The organism is Saccharopolyspora terrae (genome assembly GCF_004348435.1).
In the GTDB taxonomy this organism is placed as follows: Bacteria; Actinomycetota; Actinomycetes; order Mycobacteriales; family Pseudonocardiaceae; genus Saccharopolyspora; species Saccharopolyspora endophytica.
Genome location: NZ_SMKS01000012.1, coordinates 58,688 through 80,689 on the forward strand (window position 1 = coordinate 58,688; position 22,002 = coordinate 80,689).

The 22,002-nt window shown below is 69.6% G+C and carries 19 protein-coding genes; 5 read left to right on the forward strand and 14 right to left on the reverse strand.

Annotation, left to right across the window (positions count from 1 at the left end):
* Window positions 1-46 precede the first annotated feature (46 nt).
* On the reverse strand, window positions 47-238 hold the full coding sequence (locus E1181_RS10305; protein ID WP_132622389.1) for a ubiquitin-like protein Pup: 192 nt from the start codon (window positions 236-238) through the stop codon (window positions 47-49).
* Window positions 239-395: 157 nt separating this feature from the next.
* Window positions 396-1,895, reverse strand: coding sequence for a depupylase/deamidase Dop (dop, locus tag E1181_RS10310; RefSeq protein ID WP_132673760.1), 1,500 nt, complete (start codon window positions 1,893-1,895; stop codon window positions 396-398).
* 111 nt (window positions 1,896-2,006) lie between these two features.
* Here dop and E1181_RS10315 point away from each other — a divergent pair, with 111 nt between their 5' ends.
* Complete coding sequence (locus E1181_RS10315) at window positions 2,007-2,519, forward strand: NUDIX hydrolase (RefSeq protein ID WP_235876665.1); 513 nt, start codon at window positions 2,007-2,009, stop codon at window positions 2,517-2,519.
* Between the two features lie 7 nt (window positions 2,520-2,526).
* Here the strand turns inward: E1181_RS10315 and E1181_RS10320 are convergent, their stop codons facing one another.
* The gene (locus E1181_RS10320; RefSeq protein WP_132673761.1) at window positions 2,527-3,477 is read right to left on the reverse strand and encodes an aldo/keto reductase; all 951 of its coding nucleotides are present in this window, start codon (window positions 3,475-3,477) and stop codon (window positions 2,527-2,529) included.
* Window positions 3,478-3,597: 120 nt separating this feature from the next.
* A complete protein-coding gene (gene arc / locus E1181_RS10325; protein WP_132673762.1) occupies window positions 3,598-5,388 on the reverse strand; it encodes a proteasome ATPase in 1,791 nt (596 codons plus the stop codon).
* Window positions 5,389-5,909: 521 nt separating this feature from the next.
* Between arc and E1181_RS10330 the strand changes: the two genes are divergently transcribed.
* Together E1181_RS10330 and E1181_RS10335 are read left to right on the forward strand one after the other, a co-directional pair.
* Window positions 5,910-6,608, forward strand: a complete 699-nt coding sequence (locus tag E1181_RS10330) for an Rv0361 family membrane protein (RefSeq protein WP_132673763.1) — start codon at window positions 5,910-5,912, stop codon at window positions 6,606-6,608.
* Between the two features lie 48 nt (window positions 6,609-6,656).
* A complete protein-coding gene (locus E1181_RS10335; RefSeq protein ID WP_132673764.1) occupies window positions 6,657-7,409 on the forward strand; it encodes a hypothetical protein in 753 nt (250 codons plus the stop codon).
* A gap of 798 nt (window positions 7,410-8,207) precedes the next feature.
* Here E1181_RS10335 and E1181_RS10340 read toward each other — a convergent pair.
* Together E1181_RS10340 and E1181_RS10345 are read right to left on the reverse strand one after the other, a co-directional pair.
* Window positions 8,208-9,041 carry a tRNA (adenine-N1)-methyltransferase gene (locus tag E1181_RS10340; protein WP_207922097.1) on the reverse strand — a complete coding sequence of 278 codons (834 nt, stop codon included), beginning with the start codon at window positions 9,039-9,041 and terminating at the stop codon, window positions 8,208-8,210.
* 74 nt (window positions 9,042-9,115) lie between these two features.
* A complete protein-coding gene (locus tag E1181_RS10345) occupies window positions 9,116-10,255 on the reverse strand; it encodes a site-2 protease family protein (RefSeq protein WP_132673766.1) in 1,140 nt (379 codons plus the stop codon).
* Between the two features lie 133 nt (window positions 10,256-10,388).
* Here E1181_RS10345 and E1181_RS10350 point away from each other — a divergent pair, with 133 nt between their 5' ends.
* Window positions 10,389-11,270 (forward strand): RecB family exonuclease, encoded by an 882-nt coding sequence (locus E1181_RS10350; protein WP_132673767.1) that lies wholly within the window; start codon window positions 10,389-10,391, stop codon window positions 11,268-11,270.
* A gap of 210 nt (window positions 11,271-11,480) precedes the next feature.
* Here the strand turns inward: E1181_RS10350 and E1181_RS10355 are convergent, their stop codons facing one another.
* The 6 genes from E1181_RS10355 to E1181_RS10380 form a co-directional block, all read right to left on the reverse strand.
* Entirely contained in the window at window positions 11,481-12,326 is an 846-nt protein-coding gene (locus E1181_RS10355) for a VOC family protein (protein WP_132673768.1), read from the reverse strand.
* A 224-nt stretch (window positions 12,327-12,550) separates the two neighbouring features.
* Complete coding sequence (gene hisG / locus E1181_RS10360; RefSeq protein WP_132673769.1) at window positions 12,551-13,399, reverse strand: ATP phosphoribosyltransferase; 849 nt, start codon at window positions 13,397-13,399, stop codon at window positions 12,551-12,553.
* 31 nt (window positions 13,400-13,430) lie between these two features.
* Window positions 13,431-13,694, reverse strand: a complete 264-nt coding sequence (locus E1181_RS10365; RefSeq protein ID WP_132622409.1) for a phosphoribosyl-ATP diphosphatase — start codon at window positions 13,692-13,694, stop codon at window positions 13,431-13,433.
* 74 nt (window positions 13,695-13,768) lie between these two features.
* The gene (locus E1181_RS10370) at window positions 13,769-14,713 is read right to left on the reverse strand and encodes a homoserine dehydrogenase (RefSeq protein WP_132673770.1); all 945 of its coding nucleotides are present in this window, start codon (window positions 14,711-14,713) and stop codon (window positions 13,769-13,771) included.
* Complete coding sequence (locus E1181_RS10375) at window positions 14,710-15,381, reverse strand: HAD family hydrolase (protein WP_268952451.1); 672 nt, start codon at window positions 15,379-15,381, stop codon at window positions 14,710-14,712. Before E1181_RS10375 ends, E1181_RS10370 begins: the two co-directional genes overlap by 4 nt.
* Window positions 15,382-15,470: 89 nt before the next feature.
* On the reverse strand, window positions 15,471-17,750 hold the full coding sequence (locus tag E1181_RS10380) for a lysylphosphatidylglycerol synthase domain-containing protein (RefSeq protein ID WP_132673771.1): 2,280 nt from the start codon (window positions 17,748-17,750) through the stop codon (window positions 15,471-15,473).
* 205 nt (window positions 17,751-17,955) lie between these two features.
* Here E1181_RS10380 and E1181_RS10385 point away from each other — a divergent pair, with 205 nt between their 5' ends.
* On the forward strand, window positions 17,956-18,855 hold the full coding sequence (locus E1181_RS10385; RefSeq protein WP_132673772.1) for a PAC2 family protein: 900 nt from the start codon (window positions 17,956-17,958) through the stop codon (window positions 18,853-18,855).
* Between the two features lie 58 nt (window positions 18,856-18,913).
* Here E1181_RS10385 and E1181_RS10390 read toward each other — a convergent pair whose 3' ends face one another.
* Entirely contained in the window at window positions 18,914-20,149 is a 1,236-nt protein-coding gene (locus E1181_RS10390; protein WP_132673773.1) for a styrene monooxygenase/indole monooxygenase family protein, read from the reverse strand.
* 277 nt (window positions 20,150-20,426) lie between these two features.
* Window positions 20,427-21,665, reverse strand: a complete 1,239-nt coding sequence (gene mshC, locus E1181_RS10395) for a cysteine--1-D-myo-inosityl 2-amino-2-deoxy-alpha-D-glucopyranoside ligase (RefSeq protein ID WP_132673774.1) — start codon at window positions 21,663-21,665, stop codon at window positions 20,427-20,429.
* Window positions 21,666-22,002: the final 337 nt, after the last annotated feature.

Here is a 22,002-nt window from a genome sequence, read left to right on the forward strand (position 1 = left end):
CCGGTTCTCGCAGGATCACCGCCTGGGCGCACCGGCGGCCGGGGGCCTACTGGCCGCCCTTCTGCACGTAGGCGCGCACGAAGTCCTCGGCGTTCTCCTCCAGGACGTCGTCGATCTCGTCCAGGATGGCGTCGACGTCCTCGCCGAGCTTTTCGCGACGTTCCTGACCGGCGGCCTCCGGTTCGTTCTCTTCCTCGCCGTCGCCGCCGCCCTGCCGCTGAGCCTTCTCCTGAGACATCTCGCCTCCCGGTGGGTTGAAGTCCCGAACTCCCCCGGAATCGGGGGCGTCCTGCCTTGAACACTACCTATCCGACCACTCGTTCGCCCACGCCCAGCTGGGCGTCTTTGACGATCTTTCCGACTACCTGACGTGCGCGAAACGTGGTCGTAGCGGGTCACCCCTTCGTCAGCGAGTCGACCAGTTCCTCGGCGCTGTTGCTGGCTTCCAGCAGAGCGCCGACGTGGGCCTTGGTGCCGCGCAGCGGTTCCAACGTCGGGATGCGCACCAGGGATTCCCGGCCGAGGTCGAAGATGACCGAGTCCCAGGACGCGGCGGCGACCTCCGACGGGTAGCGCTCCAGGCATCGGCCGCGGAAGTAGGCGCGGGTGTCCTCCGGCGGGGCGGCGACGGCTTCCTGCACCTCTTCCTCGCTGACCAGGCGTTTCATCGAACCCCGGGTGACCAGCCGGTTGTAGAGGCCCTTGTCCAGCCGCACGTCCGAGTACTGCAGGTCGATCATGTGCAGCCGGGGCGAGGCCCAGCCCAGGCCGTCGCGGCTGCGGTAGCTCTCCATCAGCCGCAGCTTGGCCGGCCAGTCGAGCCTGTCGGCGCAGGACATGGGGTCGTTGCCGAGCATGTCGAGCACCTCGCCCCAGGTGTTGAGCACGTCGCGCGAGGCCCGCTCGGCGCCGTTGGCGTCGAGGAACTCCGAGGCCCGCTCGTGGTAGGCGCGCTGGAGGTCCAGTCCGGTGAACCGGCGACCGTCGGCGAGCTCCACGGACTGCTTGAGGGTGGGGTCGTGGCTGATCAGGTGCACCGCCTGCACCGGGTCGGCCAGCTTGAGGTCGTCGAACCGCACCCCGCCCTCGATCATGTCCAGCACCAGCGCCGCGGTGCCGAGCTTGAGGTAGGTCGAGGTCTCGGCGAGGTTGGCGTCGCCGATGATGACGTGCAGCCGCCGGTACTTGTCGGCGTCGGCGTGCGGTTCGTCGCGGGTGTTGATGATGCCGCGCTTGAGGGTGGTCTCCAGGCCGACCTCGACCTCGATGTAGTCCGAGCGCTGGGAGAGCTGGAAACCGGGCTTCTCACCCGACTGGCCGATGCCGACCCGGCCGGACCCGCACATCACCTGCCGGGAGGCGAAGAACGGCGTCAGGCCGCCGATCACCGAGGTGAACGGGGTGTTGCGGGCCATCAGGTAGTTCTCGTGGGTGCCGTAGCTGGCGCCCTTGCCGTCGACGTTGTTCTTGTAGAGCTGTACGGGCGCGGTGCCGGGCACGCTGGCCGCGCGCAACGCGGCCTCCTCCATCACGCGTTCGCCGGCCTTGTCCCAGATGACCGCGTCGCGCGGGTTGGTGACCTCGGGCGCGGAGTACTCGGGGTGCGCGTGATCGACGTAGAGGCGCGCGCCGTTGGTGAGGATGACGTTGGCCGCGCCGAGGTCGTCGCCGTCCGAACCGTTGGACTGCTGCGCCGCCGAGCTCAGGTCGAACCCGCGCGCATCGCGCAGCGGCGACTCGACCTCGTAGTCCCAGCGAGCCCGTCTGGCTCTCGGGATCTCGGCCGCCGCCGCGTACGCAAGCACGATGTGGGTGGAGGTCAGCACCGGATTGGCGCTGGAATCGCCAGGCACGACGATGCCGTACTCCACCTCGGTTCCCATGATCCGCCGCATACCTCGCAGCGTACGGGGTATCGGCGACGGAGCAGAGTGCTTGAAGCCACAGGTTCGCCGATCGGGCCTTCCAGCGTTGCGCCGACCGGGTGGCACGATCGTGGTGTGGGCATGGGCGAGGAGCAGGTCGCGCTGTACGACGCGGCCGGGCGTGTCGTGGGCCGGGCGTCGAGGAGCGAGATGCGCGCGAGGGGGCTGTGGCACGCGGCGACGTCCGTGCTGCTGCTCTCCGGCGATGAGCAGCGCGTCTACGTGCACCGCCGCACCGACACCAAGGACGTCTACCCGGGCCTGCACGACTGCACCGCCGGGGGCGTGGTCGCCGCCGGCGAGGACCCGTTCGACGCCGCCCGCCGGGAGCTGGCCGAGGAGCTCGGGGTGCGCACCGAACCGGAGTTCCTGTTCCGCGAGGTCTTCGAGCAGAACACCGTCCGCTACCACGGTTTCGTGTTCCAGGCGCGCTGGGACGGACCCGTGGTGCACCAGCCCGAGGAGGTCGCCGAGGGCTGGTGGATGCCCGTCACCGAGCTGCGCGAGCGCCTCGACGACCCGCTGTGGCCCTTCGTGCCCGACGGCCGTCAGTTCACGCGGCGATGGCTGCGGGAGCGCGCTGCGCGCGCCTGAGCGGCGCTCAGTGCCACGGCAGCTGGGAGCGCTCGCCCCAGTAGGTCGCCGCGTCGGTGGCCAGTGACTTGAGCGTGGCCAGGTCCTGGTCGTCGAGCTCGACGCGCAGCGCCGCGAGGTTGGTCTCCAGCTGCTCGACGCTGGCCGGGCCGAGCAGCACCACGTCCGCCCACGGCTGAGCCAGGGCGTGGGCGACGGCGATGGCGTCCGACCCGACGGCGTGGCGGGAGGCGATGGCGGCGAACTCGTCCGGCGGTTTCAGCGCCAGCCGGCCGTTGGCCATGGTCTCCTTGAGCAGCACCCGCCACCCGCCGGTGTGCACCTCGTTGAGGGTGCGGCCGACCGAGGGCTCGGCGGTGTTCCAGGTGGACTGCACGGCGCTGAACAGCTGCGTCCCGCCGATCTCCAGCTCCCACGCCCGCTCGATGGTCTCGGGCTGCGCGGCGCCGCTGGTGGAGAAGCCGAGCCGCACGCCGGCGTCGCGGATGCGCGCCAGCTCGTGCTGCAGCTCCAGGTCCTCGAACAGCGGGCTGTCACCGGTCAGCGAGTGCACCTGGTAGAGGTCGATGCGATCGCCCAGCAGCGTGCGGGTCTCCGCCCACTGGGTGCGCAGCCGCTCCAGCGAGTGCTCCTTGACCTCGTGGACCTCGGTCTCGATGCGCCACTCGGCGACGTAGGCGTAGCCCCACTTGCTGGAGACGGTGACGTCCTCGTGGCCCCGCTCCCCCAGCCAGTCGGCCAGGAACTGCTCGGCGCTGCCGTAGGAGCGGGCGGTGTCGACCCACCGGATGCCGTGGGCGTAGGCGGCGTCCAGGACGGAGCGGGTGCGCTCCTTCATGGCCTGGGCCGTGCGCTGCTGGGGCAGCACGTCGGCGCGGCCGACGTTGATGTAGGCGGGCCGGCCCAGCGCGGCCAGCCCGAGTCCCAGCCGCTGCACCGGGTTCTGCGCGGGGATCATGCCCAGCAACGTATCCCGCCGCGGAGCCGCCCGCACGAGCTCGGGGCCGCCATCCCGGAAGGCGGGATGGCGGCCCCGAATCACCGTCGTTCGACCACGCGTGCGAGCGCGGCACCTGAGCTACAGGTACTGGCCGGTGTTGGTCGCGGTGTCGATCGCTCGGCCGGATTCCTGGTTCTTCCCGCTGACCAGGGTGCGGATGTAGACGATCCGCTCGCCCTTCTTGCCGGAAATGCGGGCCCAGTCGTCCGGGTTGGTGGTGTTGGGCAGGTCCTCGTTCTCGGCGAACTCGTCGATGATGGCGTCCTGCAGGTGCTGCACCCGCAGGCCCGGCTGGTTGGTCTCCAGCACCGACTTGATCGCCGCCTTCTTGGCCCTGTCCACGATGTTCTGGATCATCGCGCCGGAGTTGAAGTCCTTGAAGTACAGGACTTCCTTGTCACCGTTGGCGTAGGTGACCTCCAGGAACCGGTTCTCGTCGGTTTCGGCGTACATCCGCTCCACCGTGGCCTGGATCATCGCGTCCAGGCACGCGGCGTTGTCGCCGCCGAACTCCTTGAGGTCCTCCTCGTGGATCGGCAGTTCGGTGGTGAGGTACTTGGAGAAGATGTCCTTGGCCGATTCGGCGTCCGGACGCTCGATCTTGATCTTCACGTCGAGCCGGCCGGGGCGCAGGATCGCCGGGTCGATCATGTCCTCGCGGTTGGAGGCACCGATGACGATGACGTTCTCCAGGCCTTCCACACCGTCGATCTCGCTCAGCAGCTGCGGGACGATGGTGGTCTCCACGTCGGAGGACACACCGCTGCCGCGGGTCCGGAAGATCGAGTCCATCTCGTCGAAGAACACGATCACCGGCGTGCCCTCGGAGGCCTTCTCCCGAGCGCGCTGGAAGATCATCCGGATGTGCCGTTCGGTCTCGCCGACGAACTTGTTGAGCAGCTCGGGGCCCTTGATGTTCAGGAAGTAGGACTTCGCCTGACCATCGTCGTCGCCTCGCGCCGCGGCCACCTTCTTGGCCAGGGAGTTCGCCACCGCCTTGGCGATGAGCGTCTTCCCGCAGCCCGGTGGCCCGTAGAGCAGGACGCCCTTGGGCGGGCGCAGCTGGTACTGCACGTAGAGGTCGGAGTGCAGGAACGGCAGCTCCACGGCGTCGCGGATCTGCTCGATCTGCCCGGCCAGGCCACCGATGTCGCGGTAGCCGACGTCCGGCACTTCCTCGAGGGTGAGGTCCTCGACCTCGGCCTTGGGCACCACGTCGTAGGCGTAACCGGCCTTGCTGTCGACCAGCAGCGAATCGCCGGCCTTCAGCCCGGAGTCGGCCAGAGGTTCGGTCAGCCACACGACGCGTTCCTCGTCGGTGTGCCCCATCACCAGCGCGCGCGGGCTCTCGCCCTCGGCGTAGGACAGGACCTCCCGGAAGGTGCACACCTCACCGGTCTGCTCGAACGCACCCGCCTCGACCACCGTGAGGGCCTCGTTGAGGCGCACCGACTGCCCCAACCGCAGGTCCCCGGTCTCGACGTTCGGCGACACCGCCACCCGCATCTTGCGACCGGAGGTGAACACGTCGACCGTGCTGTCCTCGTAGGCGTGCAGGAACACGCCGTACCCGCTCGGGGGCTGGGCGAGGCGGTCGACCTCCTCGCGCAGTGCCATCAGCTGGCCCCGCGCTTCCTTCAGGGTCTCGGTGAGTTTGGCGTTCCGTTCGGTGAGCTGGCTCACTCTCTCGGATGCCTCGGCCAGCCGCTTTTCCAGCAGGCGCGCCTGTTGAGGAGACTCGTTGAGCCTGCGGCGAAGCAGTGCGACCTCGTCTTCGAGAAGACGGATCTGGCTGCGGAGCTCCGCGGAGCCCGCACCCTGCTCGCCGTCGCCCTCCTCAGGCCGGCTGCCGGGACGGTCGTGCTGCATATCGGCACCCTCCTCCCGTGCTCGTACCACCACGGTACCGGCGATCACCGACGACGGCGGCGTCGTGAGGTGTCCGCCGGATCGCCCAGCGTGCCACAGAAATCTCCGAATACACACGGTCTAAAGACGTTTGTTCCCGGCGCGTTGCATCCTGGCTGGTCGGGGCGGATACGGTGGGTTGTCGATCATGGTCCGTTCGATACTCCCGAACGACCTCCGACACCCCTGCGGAAACCCCGCGACCACGGGTTTTTCCGTTGCGCCACAGCGCTCATGTGCGCTCTGCGATCATCCGGGTTAACGACTCCGGCAACCGGGTGGCATTTTCCGTCCGGAGCCTCCGCACTTCTCCCATCATTTGGAACAACTCCGGGCGTCCGGACATTCCGGACTCCGTCGAGGCGGCCATGGAGTTGTAATCCGGATACTCCGCACCCGCGGGCCCAAAGGCTCTGGTCTACTTACCGCCGCTAGCGCACAACCGGCGTCGAATGCCGCAAGAACACTCCTGGGAGGAGTCCATGACCTATCCGCCGCAGCAGCCTGGACAGGGCGGGTGGGGGCAGCAACCCACGGGGAACGGATTCCCCCCTCAACCTCCCGGCGCCCCGCAGCAGCAGCCCAACTGGTACGGCAACCAGCACACCGGTTGGGGCCAGCAGGGCCCGGAGCAGGGACAACCCGGTCAGATGCACCCGGGTCAGCCGCAGCCCGCGCAGCCGCCGCAGGTCGGTCAGCCGATGCCACCGCAGTGGGGCAGCGAGTTCGGCCCCGGTTCGTGGTTGAAGGAGCCCGGCGGTTTCGGCGACGTCGAACCGCCCGCACCGCAGAAGTCGAAGCTGCCGGTGGTCCTCGGGATCGTCGCGGCCGTGCTGGTGCTCGCCGGAGCGGGCGTCGGCGTCTACTTCTGGCTCGGCAGCGGCCCGGGCGAACCGCGTCCGGTGGCCCAGGAGGTCGTGGCCAAGGTCAACGCGGGTGACTTCGGCACCGTCGGCGAGCTGTTCTGCGAGTCCAACAAGACCCAGCTCGACACCGCCATCGGCCAGCTCAAGCAGTGGAAGTTCGACGTCCGCCTCGGCGAGGTCACCCGCAACGGTGACAAGGCTTCGGCGGATCTGACCGGAACCTACGAGGCCGATGGGGCGTCACAGCCGGTGGACCAGACGATGGGCCTCGTCGTCGAGAACGGCGAGTGGAAGGTCTGCGACCTCGGCCAGTAGCCGGGGCGCATCGAGGGGAACAACAGAAAAGATTCAGGGGGAACACCAGTGACGTACCCACCGCAGCAGCCGCCCGGCCAGGGCGGATGGGGGCAGCAGCCCGGTGGCCAGTACCCGCAGCAACCCGGCGGGCAGTTCCCGCCGAGCGGCGGTCAGCAGTACCCGCAGCAGCCGGGCACCCAGCCGTACCCGCAGCCCGGCGGCGCCTACCCGCCCAGCGGGGGCCAGCAGTACCCGCAGCAGCCGCAGGCGGGATACCCGCAGCAGCCGTACCCGAGCCCGTACGGCCAGCCCGGCTACGGCGGTCAGCCGCGCAAGAAGAAGTCCCCGCTGCCCTGGGTCCTGGGCGGCGTCGGCGGCCTGGTCGTCATCGGCGTGATCATCGCGCTCGTCCTCGCCTTCACCGGCGGCCCGGGCGATCCTCGACCCGTCGCGCAGCAGGCCGTGGAGAGCATCAACGCGAAGGACTTCACTGCACTGCAGTCCGTCAGCTGCAAGAAGGAGCGAGCGGGACTGCAAGAGGTCATCGACACGATGGAGGGCAAGGGCGGCGACGTCGCCGAGCTCAAAAAGCTGGGAATGACGGACGCCGACGTCAAGAAGTTCGTCGACGGACTGTCCTTCCACGCGACCCTCGGCAATGTCGTCGACAACGGTGACAACACTGCCAGCGCGAAGGTCACCGGCGAAATGCGAGCGACCGGCCAGATCATGGGCAGGGATCTGAGCCAGATGCCACCGTTCCCGCTGGACGAGGATTTCAAGCTCGTCGTCGAAGGCAGCGAGTGGAAGATCTGCTGACCCGCTGACATCAGGGCGGCCCGGACCGAACGTTCGGTCCGGGCCGTCCTGATGTCAGCGTCAACCATGTGCGTTGGATCGTGACACCGCGCACGTGCTCGCAGGGGGTTCCAGATACCTACCGCCACAGATCCATCATTCCATCGGCTACCCCACTCAGACTGGCAAGAAATTGCCAGCCCGAAGTTTTCGAAGGACAGGCGAATCACCGAAGCACTACTCTCCACCTGTTCAATTCACGCAACTTCAGGGGAAAGTGTGCACAACACAGCAAGGCGATTTGCCGCGCTCTTTGGATCTGCTGCAACTGCTGCAGGAATCATGATCGCGATCTCCACGCCAGCACAGGCAACCGCTGCGGACTGTCAGATGTACCTGGCCAGCATGGGATACGAAGTGGGCCCGATCGTCATCAACAACTGCGACAACGTTGCTGATTCAAATGTTGGGACCCTTCCGGTGAACATGGGAATCTGCATTCAAGCACTTGCAAATCACGGGGTTAACCCAGACCACGCAAGTGAGGGATGCCAGCGAGCAAGGTGGTGAAGGGTCAAGCCCTGCACACCAACGCATAGGATTACCCCGATTTCACAGGCCGCAGAATTGATTACGTCGCCCAGTCAATTGTGCGTGGCCGCCGGACCGCTTCGAGAAATCGGATGAGGCGCTCCATACCCGAAGCGCCGGACGCTCGGCTGGTCTCCCAGCCGAGCGTCCGGTCTGCTCCAGTTCCCATAGATCACACGTTCTGCAAGGCCTTGGAACGCGCTTTACAGAGGCCGTTCCGCGTCGGTGTCAGCCCTTGCTGGGGCGGCGTTGGACGCGTGGTGGGGTGACGCCGTCGGCGAGGCGGCGGCTGGTGAGCAGGAACGCCGTGTGGGCGACCATGCGGTGTTCGGGGCGGACGGCCATGCCGACCACGTGCCAGGGGCGCAGCAGCGTCTCCCACGCCTGCGGCTCGGTCCAGTTCTGCTGCTCGCGGATCGCCTCGGTGACCCGGGAGAGCTGGGTCGTGGTGGCCACGTAGACGATCAGCACGCCGCCGGGGTTGAGCTTCTCCTTGACCAGCTCCAGCACGTCCCAGGGCGCCAGCATGTCCAGCACGATGCGGTCGACGGGCTCGCCGTCGTACTCCAGCAGGTCGCCGAGCCGCAGGTCCCAGTTCTCCGGGACCTCGCCGAAGAAGCGCTTGACGTTGCGCTCGGCGTGCTCGTGGTGGTCCTCGCGCACCTCGTAGGAGGTGACGCTGCCCTCCGGACCGACCGCGCGCAGCAGCGAGCAGCTCAGCGCGCCGGATCCGGCACCGGCCTCCAGCACCTTCGCGCCCGGCCGGATGTCACCCCACATCAGGATCTGGGCGGCGTCCTTCGGGTAGATGACCTGGGCTCCGCGCGGCATGGACAGCACGTAGTCGGCCAGCAGCGGGCGCAGCGCCAGGAACGAGGTGCCGCCCGCGGAGACCACGACCGAGCCCTCCGGCTGCCCGATCAGGTCGTCGTGCGCGAGCGCGCCGCGGTGGGTGTGGTACTCCCCTCCCTCTTCCAGCACGACCGTGTACTTGCGCCCCTTGGGGTCGGTCAACTGGACCCGGTCGCCGGGCTGGAACTCACCGCTGACGGTGCTGCTCAAGTGCTGCCTACCTTCTCCACGCTCGCCTGACGTGCTCGATGCACGGCGAACCATCGTCGCAGATGGGCAGGCCTCTACCCCCGGCGGGAGCGCAGTGCCGAGCGCAGGTCCTCGCGGCGGAGGACTCCGCTGGGCCTGCCCTCCTCGTCGATCACCAGGAACTGCCAGGCGAGCACCGCCTGGACCCGCTCCAGCACCACGTCCGGCGACTCGCTGTCCAGCAGGATCGTGTCCGCCTCGACCGGCTCCGCGGCGCGCTCGGCGGGTTCGTGCGGGGCGTGCGTGGCCAACCGCTCGGCGGCGGTCTGGTCGAGCAGGCCGACCGCGATGCCGTCGGCGCGGACCAGCACGACGCCGCGTCCGGCGGCGGCCATCAGCGCGTCGGCGACCGGGCTTTCGGCGGGCAGCTGCAGCACCGGGCGCACCAGGTCCGACAGCTCCAGGCCGCTGGGCCACCGGCGGCGCTGCTCCGCCTGGTGCTCGGCGCTGGCCCCGGCCACGACGAACCAGGCCATCAGCACGCACACGCCGAGCCGCAGCCACTGGTCGTCCGCTCCGCTGAACAACCCGATCAGCGCGTAGACCAGCAGTGCGACGGCGACGGCTCCGGCACCGATGACGCCGGCGGTGGTGCCCGCGACGCGGCGACCGGTGATCCGCCACAGCAGCGCGCGCAGCATCCGGCCGCCGTCCAGCGGCAGGCCCGGCAGCAGGTTGAACACGCCGACGGCCAGGTTGGCCACGCAGGTCTGCGCGACCAGCAGCCAGATCGCGCCGCCCGGCGTCATGACGTACCAGGCGATGCCGGTCGCGCCCGCCAGCACCAGCGACACCGCCGGTCCGGCAGCGGCGATCAACCCTTCTTGGGCGGGCTTGGGGGGCGTGCGGGAGATCTCGGAGAGCCCGCCGAGCAGGAACAGCCGGACGCGGCGCACCGGCAGTCCCATCCGCAGGGCGACGATGCAGTGGCCGAGTTCGTGCAGCAGCACCGACGCCGCCAGCAGCACCGTGAACACCGCCGCCAGCACGGCGCTCTCCCACACCCCGGCGCCCGGCAGGATGCGGCCCACCATCGGCGTGTAGAGCAGCACGATGAGCGCGGCGCCGAGCCACCACGAGGTGGACAGCAGCACCGGAACGCCGGCCACCCGGCACAACAGCAGCCCCCCGTCGTTGAGCCTGGGCCGGACGGGCGAGGAAGCGGTCGGCGGCATGTGCGAAGGGTAGTAGGTCGGAGGTAAGAGAGCTGTTACGCCCGGGTGGAGCGATCGGAGTTCTCGCGGATTTCGCGACCACGCCCCTCCCGCGCCGATCTCCTGTCAGGGGGTTTCGTTAGGGTCAGTGCTCATGGCTGAGACCGCGCAGCAGGAACCCGAGCAGGCGACCCGCCGGCGTCCGGCGCTTTCGCCGTCGCGGGCCGGGGATTTCAAGCAGTGCCCGCTGCTCTACCGCTTCCGCGCGGTGGACCGGCTGCCGGAGAAGGCCACGCGCGCGCAGGTGCGCGGCACGGTGGTGCACTCGGTGCTGGAGCGGCTCTACGGCCTGCCCACCGAGCAGCGCGACCGGCAGAAGGCCGGGGACCTGCTGGCGCCGGCGTGGGAGGAGATCCTCGCCGAGCAGCCGGAGCTGGCCGAGCTCTTCGAGGGCCCGGACGACCCGGAGCTGGCCAAGTGGCTGAAGTCCGCGAGCGGGCTGCTCGACGCCTACTTCGAGATGGAGGACCCGCAGCGGTTGCAGCCGGAGGCGTGCGAGCTGCGGGTCGAGACCGAGCTCCCCTCGGGCGTGCTGCTGCGCGGCTTCATCGACCGGGTGGACGTCGCGCCGACCGGTGAGATCCGCTTGGTGGACTACAAGACCGGCAACGCGCCGCGCGAGATCGGCGAAGCCAAGGCGATGTTCCAGATGAAGTTCTACGCCTTGGTGCTGTGGCGGTTGCGCGGCGAGATCCCCCGCCAGCTGCTGCTGATGTACCTGGCGAACAAGCAGAAGCTCGCCTACGCCCCCGACGAGGACGAATTGCGCCGCTTCGAGCGGACTCTCGAGGCGATCTGGCAGGCGATCCTGCGCGCGGGCAAGACCGGGGACTTCCGGCCGAATCCGAGCAAGCTCTGCGACTACTGCGATCACAAAGCCCTCTGCCCGGCGTTCGGCGGAACCCCGCCACCCTACCCGGGCTGGCCGGAAGACCCCGCCACCAACGAAGAGTCCATCCTGGACCGAACGGACTGACAGGCCCTGTCCCACAGCGGAACGAGCGTCAGGCAAGCGACGAAGTCGTTTCCTCTTTCACCACCTGAGCAACTTGCACCGCCGCGGGTTCTCAGACGTCTTCTGGTGAGGACAGCCGCAGCGCCGTGTAATTGGGCATACATCAGTCGCGGATCCCGGAGCCAGAAGGCGTCTGAGGTTCCGCTACCCGCACCGCCAAGCAAAAAGAGATCAGTCCTCGTAAGGGTCGTAATTGGCCGCGGTGCCGAAGTCGCCTGCCTGGCTCGGGTCGATGACCGCGAAGCGAGCGCCGGTGGGGTCCCGGAGCACGGCCACGCGGCCGATGCTGGAATCGTACGGGTCGACGCGGACGCGACCGCCGTTGGCGATGGCGGTGCGGACCAGTTCGTCCGTGCCGATCTCGGCGTCGACGCCCAGGTACAGCAGCCAGTGCGGGTGCGTGGACTCGGTGATGAAGTCGCGGATCATGCTGACCCGCGCCAGCACCGATTCGTCGCCCAGGTACCAGACCGAGTAGTCCGAGCGGTTCTCGGTGCCAAACTGCTCCGCGGTGTAGCCGAAGAGCTCCTGGAAGAAGTTGTCGGCGGTCTGCGCCTTGATGGTGACCAGCTCGGCCCACATCAGGGTGCCCGGCAGACCGACGTCGAACTGCCAGGACTCCTCCGGCTCCAGCAGCCCGAACTCGGCGTCGGAAGGACCGACCATGACGGCCTTGCGGCCCACCTTGGGAACCGAGTTCAGCGGGACGGTCTGCACCGCGCCGTGCTGCTCGGCCTCGGCGACCTTCTCGGCGCAGTCGGCGGCCGCGAGGTAGAGCCGCCACATCGACTGATCACCGGAGGCCGCGCGCAGGCTCGCCACCGGGAACCCGTCGCGCAGGGCGATGACGTGCTCCCCGGAAGCCGGGTCGGAGTGGGTCTCGTACTCCCAGTCGAACAGGTTCGCGTAGAACTCCCGCGCCCTGTCCAGGTTGGTGGTGATCAGCTCGATCCAGCAGGGCATGCCTGCGTAGAGCTGCCACTGCGGAGGCGTCTTCCCCGGGACCACTACTGCCATATGCGTGCCAACCCCCATGGGCGTCGTCCAAGATCGTCACGTTCGAAACTACCCCGCAGGTGTGACAACCGTGGAGGCGCCGGACGAACTCGCGCTCACCTCGCCCAGCCTCTCTCGGCGTGAGCGAGGTGAACACGATCGGGAGAACGGTTCGCCCGAATGGAGCACCAAGGCGCGGTTCTGGTCCGAACGTCCGCGATCGGCGTTCGGACCAGAACGGCCCGTCAGAGGCGGCAGGCCCGGATGTCCGAGGACAGGATCGCCTTCGCCCCCACGGCCGCGAGGCGGTCCATGATCGCCGGGGCGTCCTTGCGGGAGACCATGGCGCGGACCGCGACCCACCGCTCGTCAGCCAGGGGTGCCATGGTCGGCGACTCCAGGCCCGGGGTCATCTTCGTGGCGTCGTCGAGCAGGTCCTTCGGGCAGTTGTAGTCCAGCATCACGTACTGCTGCGCGAACACCACGCCCTGCAGCCGCGCGATCAGCTGGTTCTTCGCCTGCACCTGGTCGGAGTCGCGGCGTTCGATGACCACGGCCTCGGACTTGCAGATCGGGTCGCCGAAGGCCACCAGGCCGTGCTGGCGCAGGGTGCGGCCCGAGCCGACGACGTCGGCGATCGCGTCGGCGACGCCGAGTTGGATGGAGATCTCCACCGCCCCGTCCAGCCGGATCACCTCGGCGGTCACCCCGTACCGGGCCAGGTCGTCGGAGACCAGCCGCGGGTAGGAGGTGGCGATCCGCTTGCCCTGCAGGTCGGCCACGGTCCACTCACCGGCGTCGGCCGGGGCCGCGTAGCGGAAGGTCGATCCGCCGAAGCCCAGCGCCAACCGCTCGTCGACCGGAGCCCCGGAGTCCAGCGCCAGGTCGCGGCCGGTCAGGCCGAGGTCGAGCTCGCCGGAGCCGACGTAGATGGCGATGTCCTTGGGCCGGAGGAAGAAGAACTCGACCTCGTTGGCGTTGTCGATCACGGTCAGGTCCCGCTGCTCATGGCGCTGCCGGTACCCGGCTTCCGCGAGCATCTCGGACGCGGGACCGGCAAGCGTGCCCTTGTTGGGCACTGCAACGCGCAGCATTGAACCTGTTCTCCTCGTGTTCGGTGTTGATCTACAGGTAGCGGTAGACGTCCTCTAGGGACAGTCCGCGACCCAGCATGATGACCTGCAGCCGGTAGAGCAGCTGCGAGATCTCCTCGGCGAGTTCCTCATCGGACTCGTGCTCAGCGGCCAGCCAGACTTCGCCGGCCTCCTCCAGGACCTTCTTGCCCTGGGCGTGCACACCGGATTCGAGCGCGGCCACCGTCGAGGAGCCCTCGGGGCGGGTCCGGGCACGTTCCTGCAGCTCGGCGAACAACTCGTCGAAGGTCTTCACAGTCCTCGATCCTTGCATCCGTCCTGGGCGGGTTCGCATCGGACCCGTCCGTTTGCGGGCTCGATCACGGCCGATCAGCGGAAGCCGGTGGTGGCTTCCAGGACCGCGCCGAGCGTGTCCTTGATCATCGCAAGCGCGGCCCCGTGCGGGCTGGAGCGGCCTCCGGAGACCGTGACCTGGCCGGCGTCACCGCAGTCGTAGCGCACCGCCTTCTCCGGCCCTCGCAGCGCGCCCAGTGCGGACACCTCCGGCTCGGGCGTCAACGCCACCCGGACCACGCCGGGCTCGTCGCGCACCGCGCCGGCGACCTGCCGCAGCCGGTGGCCTGCGGGAACGGACGGCAGCGGAGGGGCGATCGGCTCGGCGGAGACCCGGATGTCAGCCGGGTCCCAACCCCACAGCAGGGCGCTGAGCAGCCGCAGCTTGGTCGCCGCGTCGCCCCCGGAGAGGTCGTAGCTCGGGTCGGCCTCGGCGATGCCCGCGCGCTGCGCCTCGGCGACGGCGCCGTCCAGGTCCGCGCCGTCGGCGAGCCGGTCGAGGACGAAGGTGGCGGTGCCGTTCACGCAGCCGGAGACCGCGCGCACGTCGAAGCCCCGCAGCACCGATCGCGCCAGGTCACCGGCGGGCATCGCGGCGCCGGTGGCGCCCGAGACGCGCACCGACCGACCGGCGGCGTCCGCCGCTGCGGCGAGCTCGTTCCAGTGCGTGAGCAGGTGCGACTTGGTCGCGGTGACCACGTGGGCACCCGCGTTCAGCGCCTGCAGCGCCTCCCGCGCCGCGCGGCCGTCGCCGTCGGGGGGCACGGCCTGGGCGAACACCCGCGCGCCGGTGCGCTCCAGCAGCTCGGGCAGGTCGGTGAGCGGTCCCCACACCCCCGCTTCGCGCTGGCGTTCCCGGCCGCGCACGGCCACCACCCGCAGGTCCAGGCCGTGCTGCCGCCCTCGTTCGGCGACGAGGTCGGCGTAGGCCCGGCCGACCGGCCCGTGGCCGGCCAGCACGATCGGGACCGGTCCGCTCACGCGGCCGGTGCGAGCAACTCGCCCAGCGCTGCGATGTCGACATCGGCCAACGAGTCGCGCAGCGTGCGGCGAGGACCGGGGGACAGCGGCACCTCGCACGGGATCGCCAGCACCGCGCAGCCCGCGGCCTCGGCGGAGGCCACGCCGGTGGGCGAGTCCTCGACCGCGACGCAGTCGGCGGGGTCGACGCCGAGCAGGCGAGCGGCCTTGAGGTACGGCTCGGGATCGGGCTTGTTCTTGCCGTCGACCTCGTCGCCGCAGACGGTGACGTCGAAGGAGTCGTGGCCCAGGGTGTCCAGCGCGAGGTCGGTGAGCGGGCGGATCGTGGAGGTCACCAGCGCGGTGCGCAGCCCCAGCTCCTTGGCGCGGGCCAGAGCCTCCTCGGCTCCCGGCCGCCAGGGCAGGCCCTCGCCGAACAGCTCGGTCATGCGGCGCGCGACCCAGCTGGCGGCGCCCGCGATCTCGGAGTTCCCGTCCGGCAGGCCCAGGTCGACGAGCAGCAGGCGCATGCTGCGGGTCATGTTGGAGCCGACCATGTCCTCGCGGGTCTGCTGCGAGAGGCTCCCGCCTCGATGCGCCGCGTAGTCGTCGAGCGCGATGGTCCAGAGCTTCTCGGAATCGACGAGCGTGCCGTCCATGTCGAACAGCACGGCGGCGGGCTGAGCCACGCGAACACTCCGTTCAATGAGGTGGAAGGACCACCTTCAGTACACACGACCATCTGTACCGATTCCTACCCAAAGTGTCCGAAGACTCCTCAGATGACGTTGCGGTGTTGCAGGTAGCGGAACATGAGGATGCCGGGCAGCACCGGGATCCAGTAGGTGAGCAGCCGCGACAGCAGCACGGCGGCCACGGCCGCGGTGGGCGGGACGCCCATGGCCCCCAGCCCGGCGAGCAGGACGGCCTCGACCGCGCCGAGCCCACCGGGCGAGGGCACCAGGTGGCCCAGGGTGTTGCCGACGACGAACACGATGGTCACCGCGGTCCAGGAGAAGTTCGGGTGCAGCGCGGCCAGCGACGTCGCCAACCCGAGCCCGGAGACCACCAGGTAGCCGAGCGCCCCGCCGAACAGCTGCAGCGCGCGCACCGGGTGCCGCAGCGTCTCCAGCAGCTCCCGGCTCACCTCCCGCACCGACGGCATGATCCGGCGCCGCCCCGGCGGGGACAGCACCACCAGCACCGCGACCAGCACCGCAGCCGCGACGACGACCATCAGCTGCCAACCGGGCAGCGACAGGTTGGTGAAGGTGCCCGACAGCCCGACCGCGAACACCCCGATCACCGACACCACGAACGCCACCGCCCCTGTCCCGGCCTGGTTGAGCAGCGTCACCCCCACCGCCAGCGGCCTGCGCAGCCCGAGCCGTTCCAGGTAGACGACGTTGATGCCGAAGAACCCGGCACCGCCCGGGGTGGTGCGCCCGGTGAAGGCCGCGGCGACCTGGACCTGCAGGGTCAGCCAGAACGGCAGCGGGATCCGGCTGGAGCCCTGCACCGAGATCGACGACAGCACCACGGCGGCGAACCCGGTCACCACCGCCACCGCCAGCCAGCCCCAGTTGGCGTGGCGCAGCGCCCCGACCACGTCCCGCGTGTTGGACAGCTCGGGGATGAGCAGGTAGACGGCCGCACCGACCAGCAGCAGGCTCAGCACGGTGGTCGGTCGCACGGGTGAGCGGAAACCGGGGATGGGCAGGCCGAGCCGGTCGGCGAGGGTCTCGCGCAGCTCGGCGAGGAAGTACCGGCCGCGCTGGGCCTGCGCGCGGATCCGGCGCGGTAGCGCCAGCGGCACCACGCTGCCCAGCGCCGCGCCCAGCGATTCGACGGGGAGCGCGGCGATCGCGCTGGTCACGGCCCTTTCGGTGCCGACGATGGCGGCCACCGACACCAGCGCTTCGGCCAGGTCCTGAGCGCAGCGGGCGTCGTCGGCACCGGGGTGGCTGAAGGTGAACGACAGCAGCCACGGCCGCCCCCGCTCGTCCACCAGGATGTTCTTGGCCCGCAGGTCGTGGTGGGCGATGCGGGCCTCGGCCAGCAGCGCGACCTGCTCCCACACGCCCGCCAGCAGCTCGTCGTCGATCTCCTCCGGCGACAGCTCCGTCAGCCGCCTGCCGGGGACCTCCCGCATCACCAGCAGCGCGGGCGCGTAGGGGACGTCGCCGGCCAGGACGACCTCGGGGGTGCGCACTCCGGCGCGGGCGGCGAGCAACGCCGCGTACGCCTCGTGCTCGACCTCGTGGTGCGGGGTGGACAGGCTCGGCTCGTCCTGCACGTCGAGCAGCATCAGCAGGCGCTTGAGCTTGTACCAGGCGCCGGCTCGCCGGCTGAGCCTGCGCACCACCTTGACCCGCAGCGGCGGCCCGTCCACGGTGTCCACCGCGAACTCGCGCGGTTGCAGCAGCCGGTGCCGGAGCGCGCTGATCGACACCGGCGCCAGCCCCGCCTGCTCGAGCTCGTCGAAGATGACCAGCTCGGAGACCTTCCGCCCCGGAGCGCCCCACACCAGGTGGCACAGCAGCCCGACGCCCCATCCGAGCAGCGCTCCCCCGACCGCGCCCAGCGGCAGGTGCAGGTCCAGGTGCACGACCGCGATCCCGGTCAGCAGGACCAGGCCCCAGCCGAGGTAGCGCGGGGTCCGTCCGAAGTACGGGGTGGCGACCACGGCCAGCACGGTCACCACCGCGACCTCTTCCGACGGGAAGGGAGGACCGCCGGGTCTCGCCAGCAGCTGGTGCATGAGCATCGCGACCAGCCAGGTCAGCGCACCGGAGCCGCCGCACAGCAGCGCCACCCGGATCCAGCCCAGGTAGGAGGTCGCCACGACCACGCCGACGATGCCCGCCCACGACCCGATCCAGGTCAACACCACCCAGAAGGGGTCGGCGACGCGCGGGAGGGCGATCAGCTGTTGGTGAACAGCGATCTCCACCGGGTTCGCCGGGATCAGCACCAGCAGCGCGCTCAGCACCAGCAGACCCGCGACCAGAGCTAGTTTGCCCAGGTCACCGGGGTGGCGGCCGATGGACAGCCGCAAGCGCGAACGCGGGGAGACACCGGTTCCCCCACTAGGCGCTGACGGACTCCGCTCCACGGGCACCTGCTCCACACAGACTGGTCTGACAAGCCTCGGACCAGCAGCAGGAACCGTCAAACCGGCACCTCCGCACCGGCCGGGCACGTGATCATGAAATAGGCGAGGAGGTAGCGCTCGGGGAGGGCTTAGGTCGTAGGCTTGCGCAGTGACCGATCGCGAACAGACGCCCGAACCGAACGCCGACCTGCCGCGGTTGACGGACCCGATCGTGGTCTGCGCGTTCGAAGGATGGAACGACGCCGGGGACGCAGCCAGCTCCGCGATCGAGCACCTGCAGCTCATCTGGGACGCCGAGTCGCTCAGCGAGCTCGACCCGGACCCGTACTACGACTTCCAGGTCACGCGTCCGACGGTCAAGCTCGTCGACGGCGTCACCCGGCAGGTCACCTGGCCGACGACCCGGCTGACGGTGTGCCGCCCGCCGGGGGCCGAGCACGACGTGATCCTGGTGCACGGCATCGAGCCGAACATGCGGTGGCGGGCCTTCTCCGCAGAGCTGGTCGAGAAGATCGAGAAGCTCGGGGCGCGCACGGTGGTGACCCTGGGCGCGCTGCTCGCCGATGCGCCGCACACGCGCCCGGTGCCGGTCAGCGGCACGGCCTACGACGAGGACTCGGCGGCGACGTTCGGCCTGGAGCGCACCCGCTACGAGGGCCCGACCGGGATCGTGGGGATCTTCCAGGACGCGTGCGTGCAGGCGGGCATCCCGGCGATCTCGTTCTGGGCGGCGGTGCCGCACTACGTCTCGCAGCCGCCCTCGCCGAAGGCGACGCTGGCGCTGCTGCACCGCGTCGAGGAGGCGCTGGACGTGGAGGTCCCGCTGGGCAACCTGCCGGACCAGGCCGAGGAGTGGGAGGAGACGGTCAGCGAGATGGCCGAGGAGGACGAGGACGTGCGCAACTACGTCCGCGCCCTCGAGGAGCGCGGTGACGCGGAGGTCCGGCTGACCGAGGCCAGCGGCGACGCGATCGCCGCGGAGTTCGAGCGCTACCTGCGCCGCCGGGGACCGGGCGGCAAGGGCCCGCTGGGTCCCGGACCGGGCTGAGCCCCTGATGCACGGACGGTCGACCGCGATCACCCGATCGCGGTCGACCGTTTTTCGTTCAGGCGGCGGCGCACTCGGCGATGAAGGCGTCGGCCACGTTCGGGTCCAGGAACCACGAGGTCATGTCGTCGGGGTTGGCGAAGCCGTCGGCGAAGCGCTCGCCGACCGCGGGCAGCTGCGCGGCCGCCCCGAAGATGTTGAGCACGTGCGGGGGCGGCGGCTGCAGGGCGGCGTTGGCCCACGAGGTGACGTGCTGGGCGAAGTCCCAGTAGCGGTCGAAGGTGCGCTGCATCCAGTCCCAGTCGAAAGCGCCGTCACCGCGGGCGAGGATGCTCTCCAGGTAGATCTGCGCGCTCTGGCAGGCGGCGTTGGAGCCCTGCCCGGTCACCGGGTCGTTGAGCACCACGCTGTCGCCGAGACCGAGCACCAGGCGGCCTGAGGGCAGCTGCCCGATCGGCTTGCTGACGGTCGGCGTCACCGCGCCGGCCAGGGTGCCGCCCTCGTCGGTGAGTTCGGCGTCGGCGAACCGCTCGTGCTCCCACGGGCAGTGCTCGCGCAGCAGGCCGAGCATCCGCTCCCACTGCCGCTGCGGTTCGGGCCGGTCGCCGAAGGCGTCCAGCGGACCGCCGGGAACGCCTTCCAGCAGCAGGATCTCGCAGGAGCCGTCGAGCGTGTGCCCGGGGTAGCTGATGACCTCGCCGAGGCCGGCGAGCGCGTTGAAGCGGGCGGCCGACGAGTCGTCCGGGTCGCTGGAGTTGTGCGTGCCGCGGACGTAGGCGACCGAGAGCTCGCGCTGCGGTTCGGTGTAGGGCGAGCGTTGCGCGTCGCGCTCGAACAGCGAACCGAGCTCGCCCTTGCCCGCCGCGACCACCACGAGGTCGAAGTCGGGCGCGATCTCGTCGAGGTCGGCCACCGAGACCTCGCGGTAGTCGATCGTGCCGCCGCGCTCGGCGAACAGGTCGAGCCAGGCGGGCATCTTCACGCGCTGGTCGATCGACAGCGCGTAGTCCTTCAGCGGCGCCATCCAGTCGATGACCCGCTCCCCTTCCGGGCTCGCGACCGACACGCGCAGGCCGGTGAGCTGGGGCGCGGTGTCGTCCCACAGGCCCAGTCCGTGCCGTCTTTCGATCTCCAGCGTCTGGTAGTACATCGACTGCGTCGACATGACGCGTCCGTTCCGGATCTGCTCCGGTGTCTGCGCCGAGATCAACGTGACGTCGTAGCTCTCGGCCTGCAGCGTGAGCGCCAGTTGCAGCCCTGCCTGCCCGGCTCCGACAATCAGGACTCTCCGCATATTTCCCCGGTCACCTTTCGAGCGTCCTCATCTTCGGAAATCTGGGCCCACGGCGACATTCCGGACGAACGTCGTCGCTCCCCGTGATGACGCGGTGATCAAATCAAAACCCGTTCGGACCTGTCCACGGACGCCGGAACTCGTTCTGCTCAACCGCAGATCAACGCTCCCGCCCTGTTCAATTGCCGTTTTTGCCAGAGCGGCCCGGAACGCGAAGAAGGGTGACCGGGAGCCCTCGACGGACTTCCCGATCACCCTTCGCTGATGTCGTGGAAGTTTACAGCTCAACTCCGAGCAGCGCGTCCACCGCCGTGCGGATCAGGGCCGGTGCGCCCTGGTCGTCACCGCCGGACACCAGCGCCGACTCCACCCAGGCGTCGATCGCGCGCAGCGCGCCCGAGGTGTCCAGGTCGTTGGACAGCGCGGCGCGCAGCCCCGCGATCGCCTCGGCCGCCGCCGGACCGGAGGTCAGCGCGACCGCCTCCCGCCAGCGGGCCAACCGCGCGGCACCGGCCGTGAGCGCATCAGCGGTCCAGGAGCGGTCCTGGCGGTAGTGGCCGTCCAGCAGCGCCAGCCGGATCGCCATCGGATCCACCCGGTCCCCGCGCAGCCGCGAGACGAACACCAGGTTCCCGCGCGACTTGGACATCTTCTCGCCGTCCAGCCCGATCATGCCGGAGTGCACGTAGTGCTTGGCGAACGGGAAGTCGCCGGAGAGCGCCTCGGCGTGCGCGGCGCTGAACTCGTGGTGCGGGAAGATCAGGTCCGAGCCTCCGCCCTGCACGTCGAACCCGAGCCCGAGCCGGTTCAGCGCGATCACCGAGCACTCCAGGTGCCAGCCGGGACGGCCCGCGCCCAGCTCGGAGTCCCAGGACGGCTCGCCCGGCCGGGCCATCCGCCACAGCAGCGCGTCCAGCGGGTGCTCCTTGCCCGGCCGGTCCGGGTCTCCGCCGCGCTCGGCGAAGAAGGTGTTCATGGTGGCCTCGTCGTAGTTCGACTCGGAGCCGAACCGGCCGGTGGCCTGGTGCCGGAAGTAGATGTCCGGGTACTCGGCGTCATCGGCCCGGTAGGCGGCACCGGAGGCCAGCAGCTTCCCCACTGCCTCGACGATCTCCGGGATGGACTCCACGGCGCCGATGAAGTCCGCGGGCGGCAGCACCCGCAGCGCCTCCATGTCCTCGCGGAACAGCGCGGTCTCGCGCATCGCGAGGACGACCCAGTCCTCGTTGTCCCGCTCGGCCCGCTCCAGCAGCGGGTCGTCGATGTCGGTGACGTTCTGCACGTAGTGGACCTGGTGACCGTTGTCCAGCCACACCCGGTGGATCAGGTCGAACGCCAGGTAGGTCGCGGCGTGGCCGAGGTGGGTGGCGTCGTACGGGGTGATGCCGCAGACGTACATCCGCGCTTCGGGCCCGGGCTCGGTGGGCCTGATCTCAGCGGCGGAGGTGTCGAACAGCTGAAGTGGACGTGGGGTGCCTTCCACCTTGGGGACGGAAACCGATGACCAGGGTTGCATGCATCCGACCTTAAACGTCCGGGACGAGGCCCCGCCTCCATCCGGGGCATCACCCGTGTCACATGCTGGGACGACCTGGGGAGCAGATCTTTCCCGGAAGTACTGGCATTCCGTTTCCTCCTCCCGTTCCGCCGATTTCCGGTCCAGCTGGAACGATTCCTCGGATTCGCCGCCCACCGCCACCTGCACGCCTGGGCGGAAATGGGTCTATCTTTTCTGCAGGTAGCCTGTTTTCCCAGGTCAAGCGGGCAACACGAGCCCCACGAGAGCACCGGGGAAACAGAGCGCGACACAAGCGGAATCGACGTTTTTCGCCGATCCCGAACGCTGGAGGCGA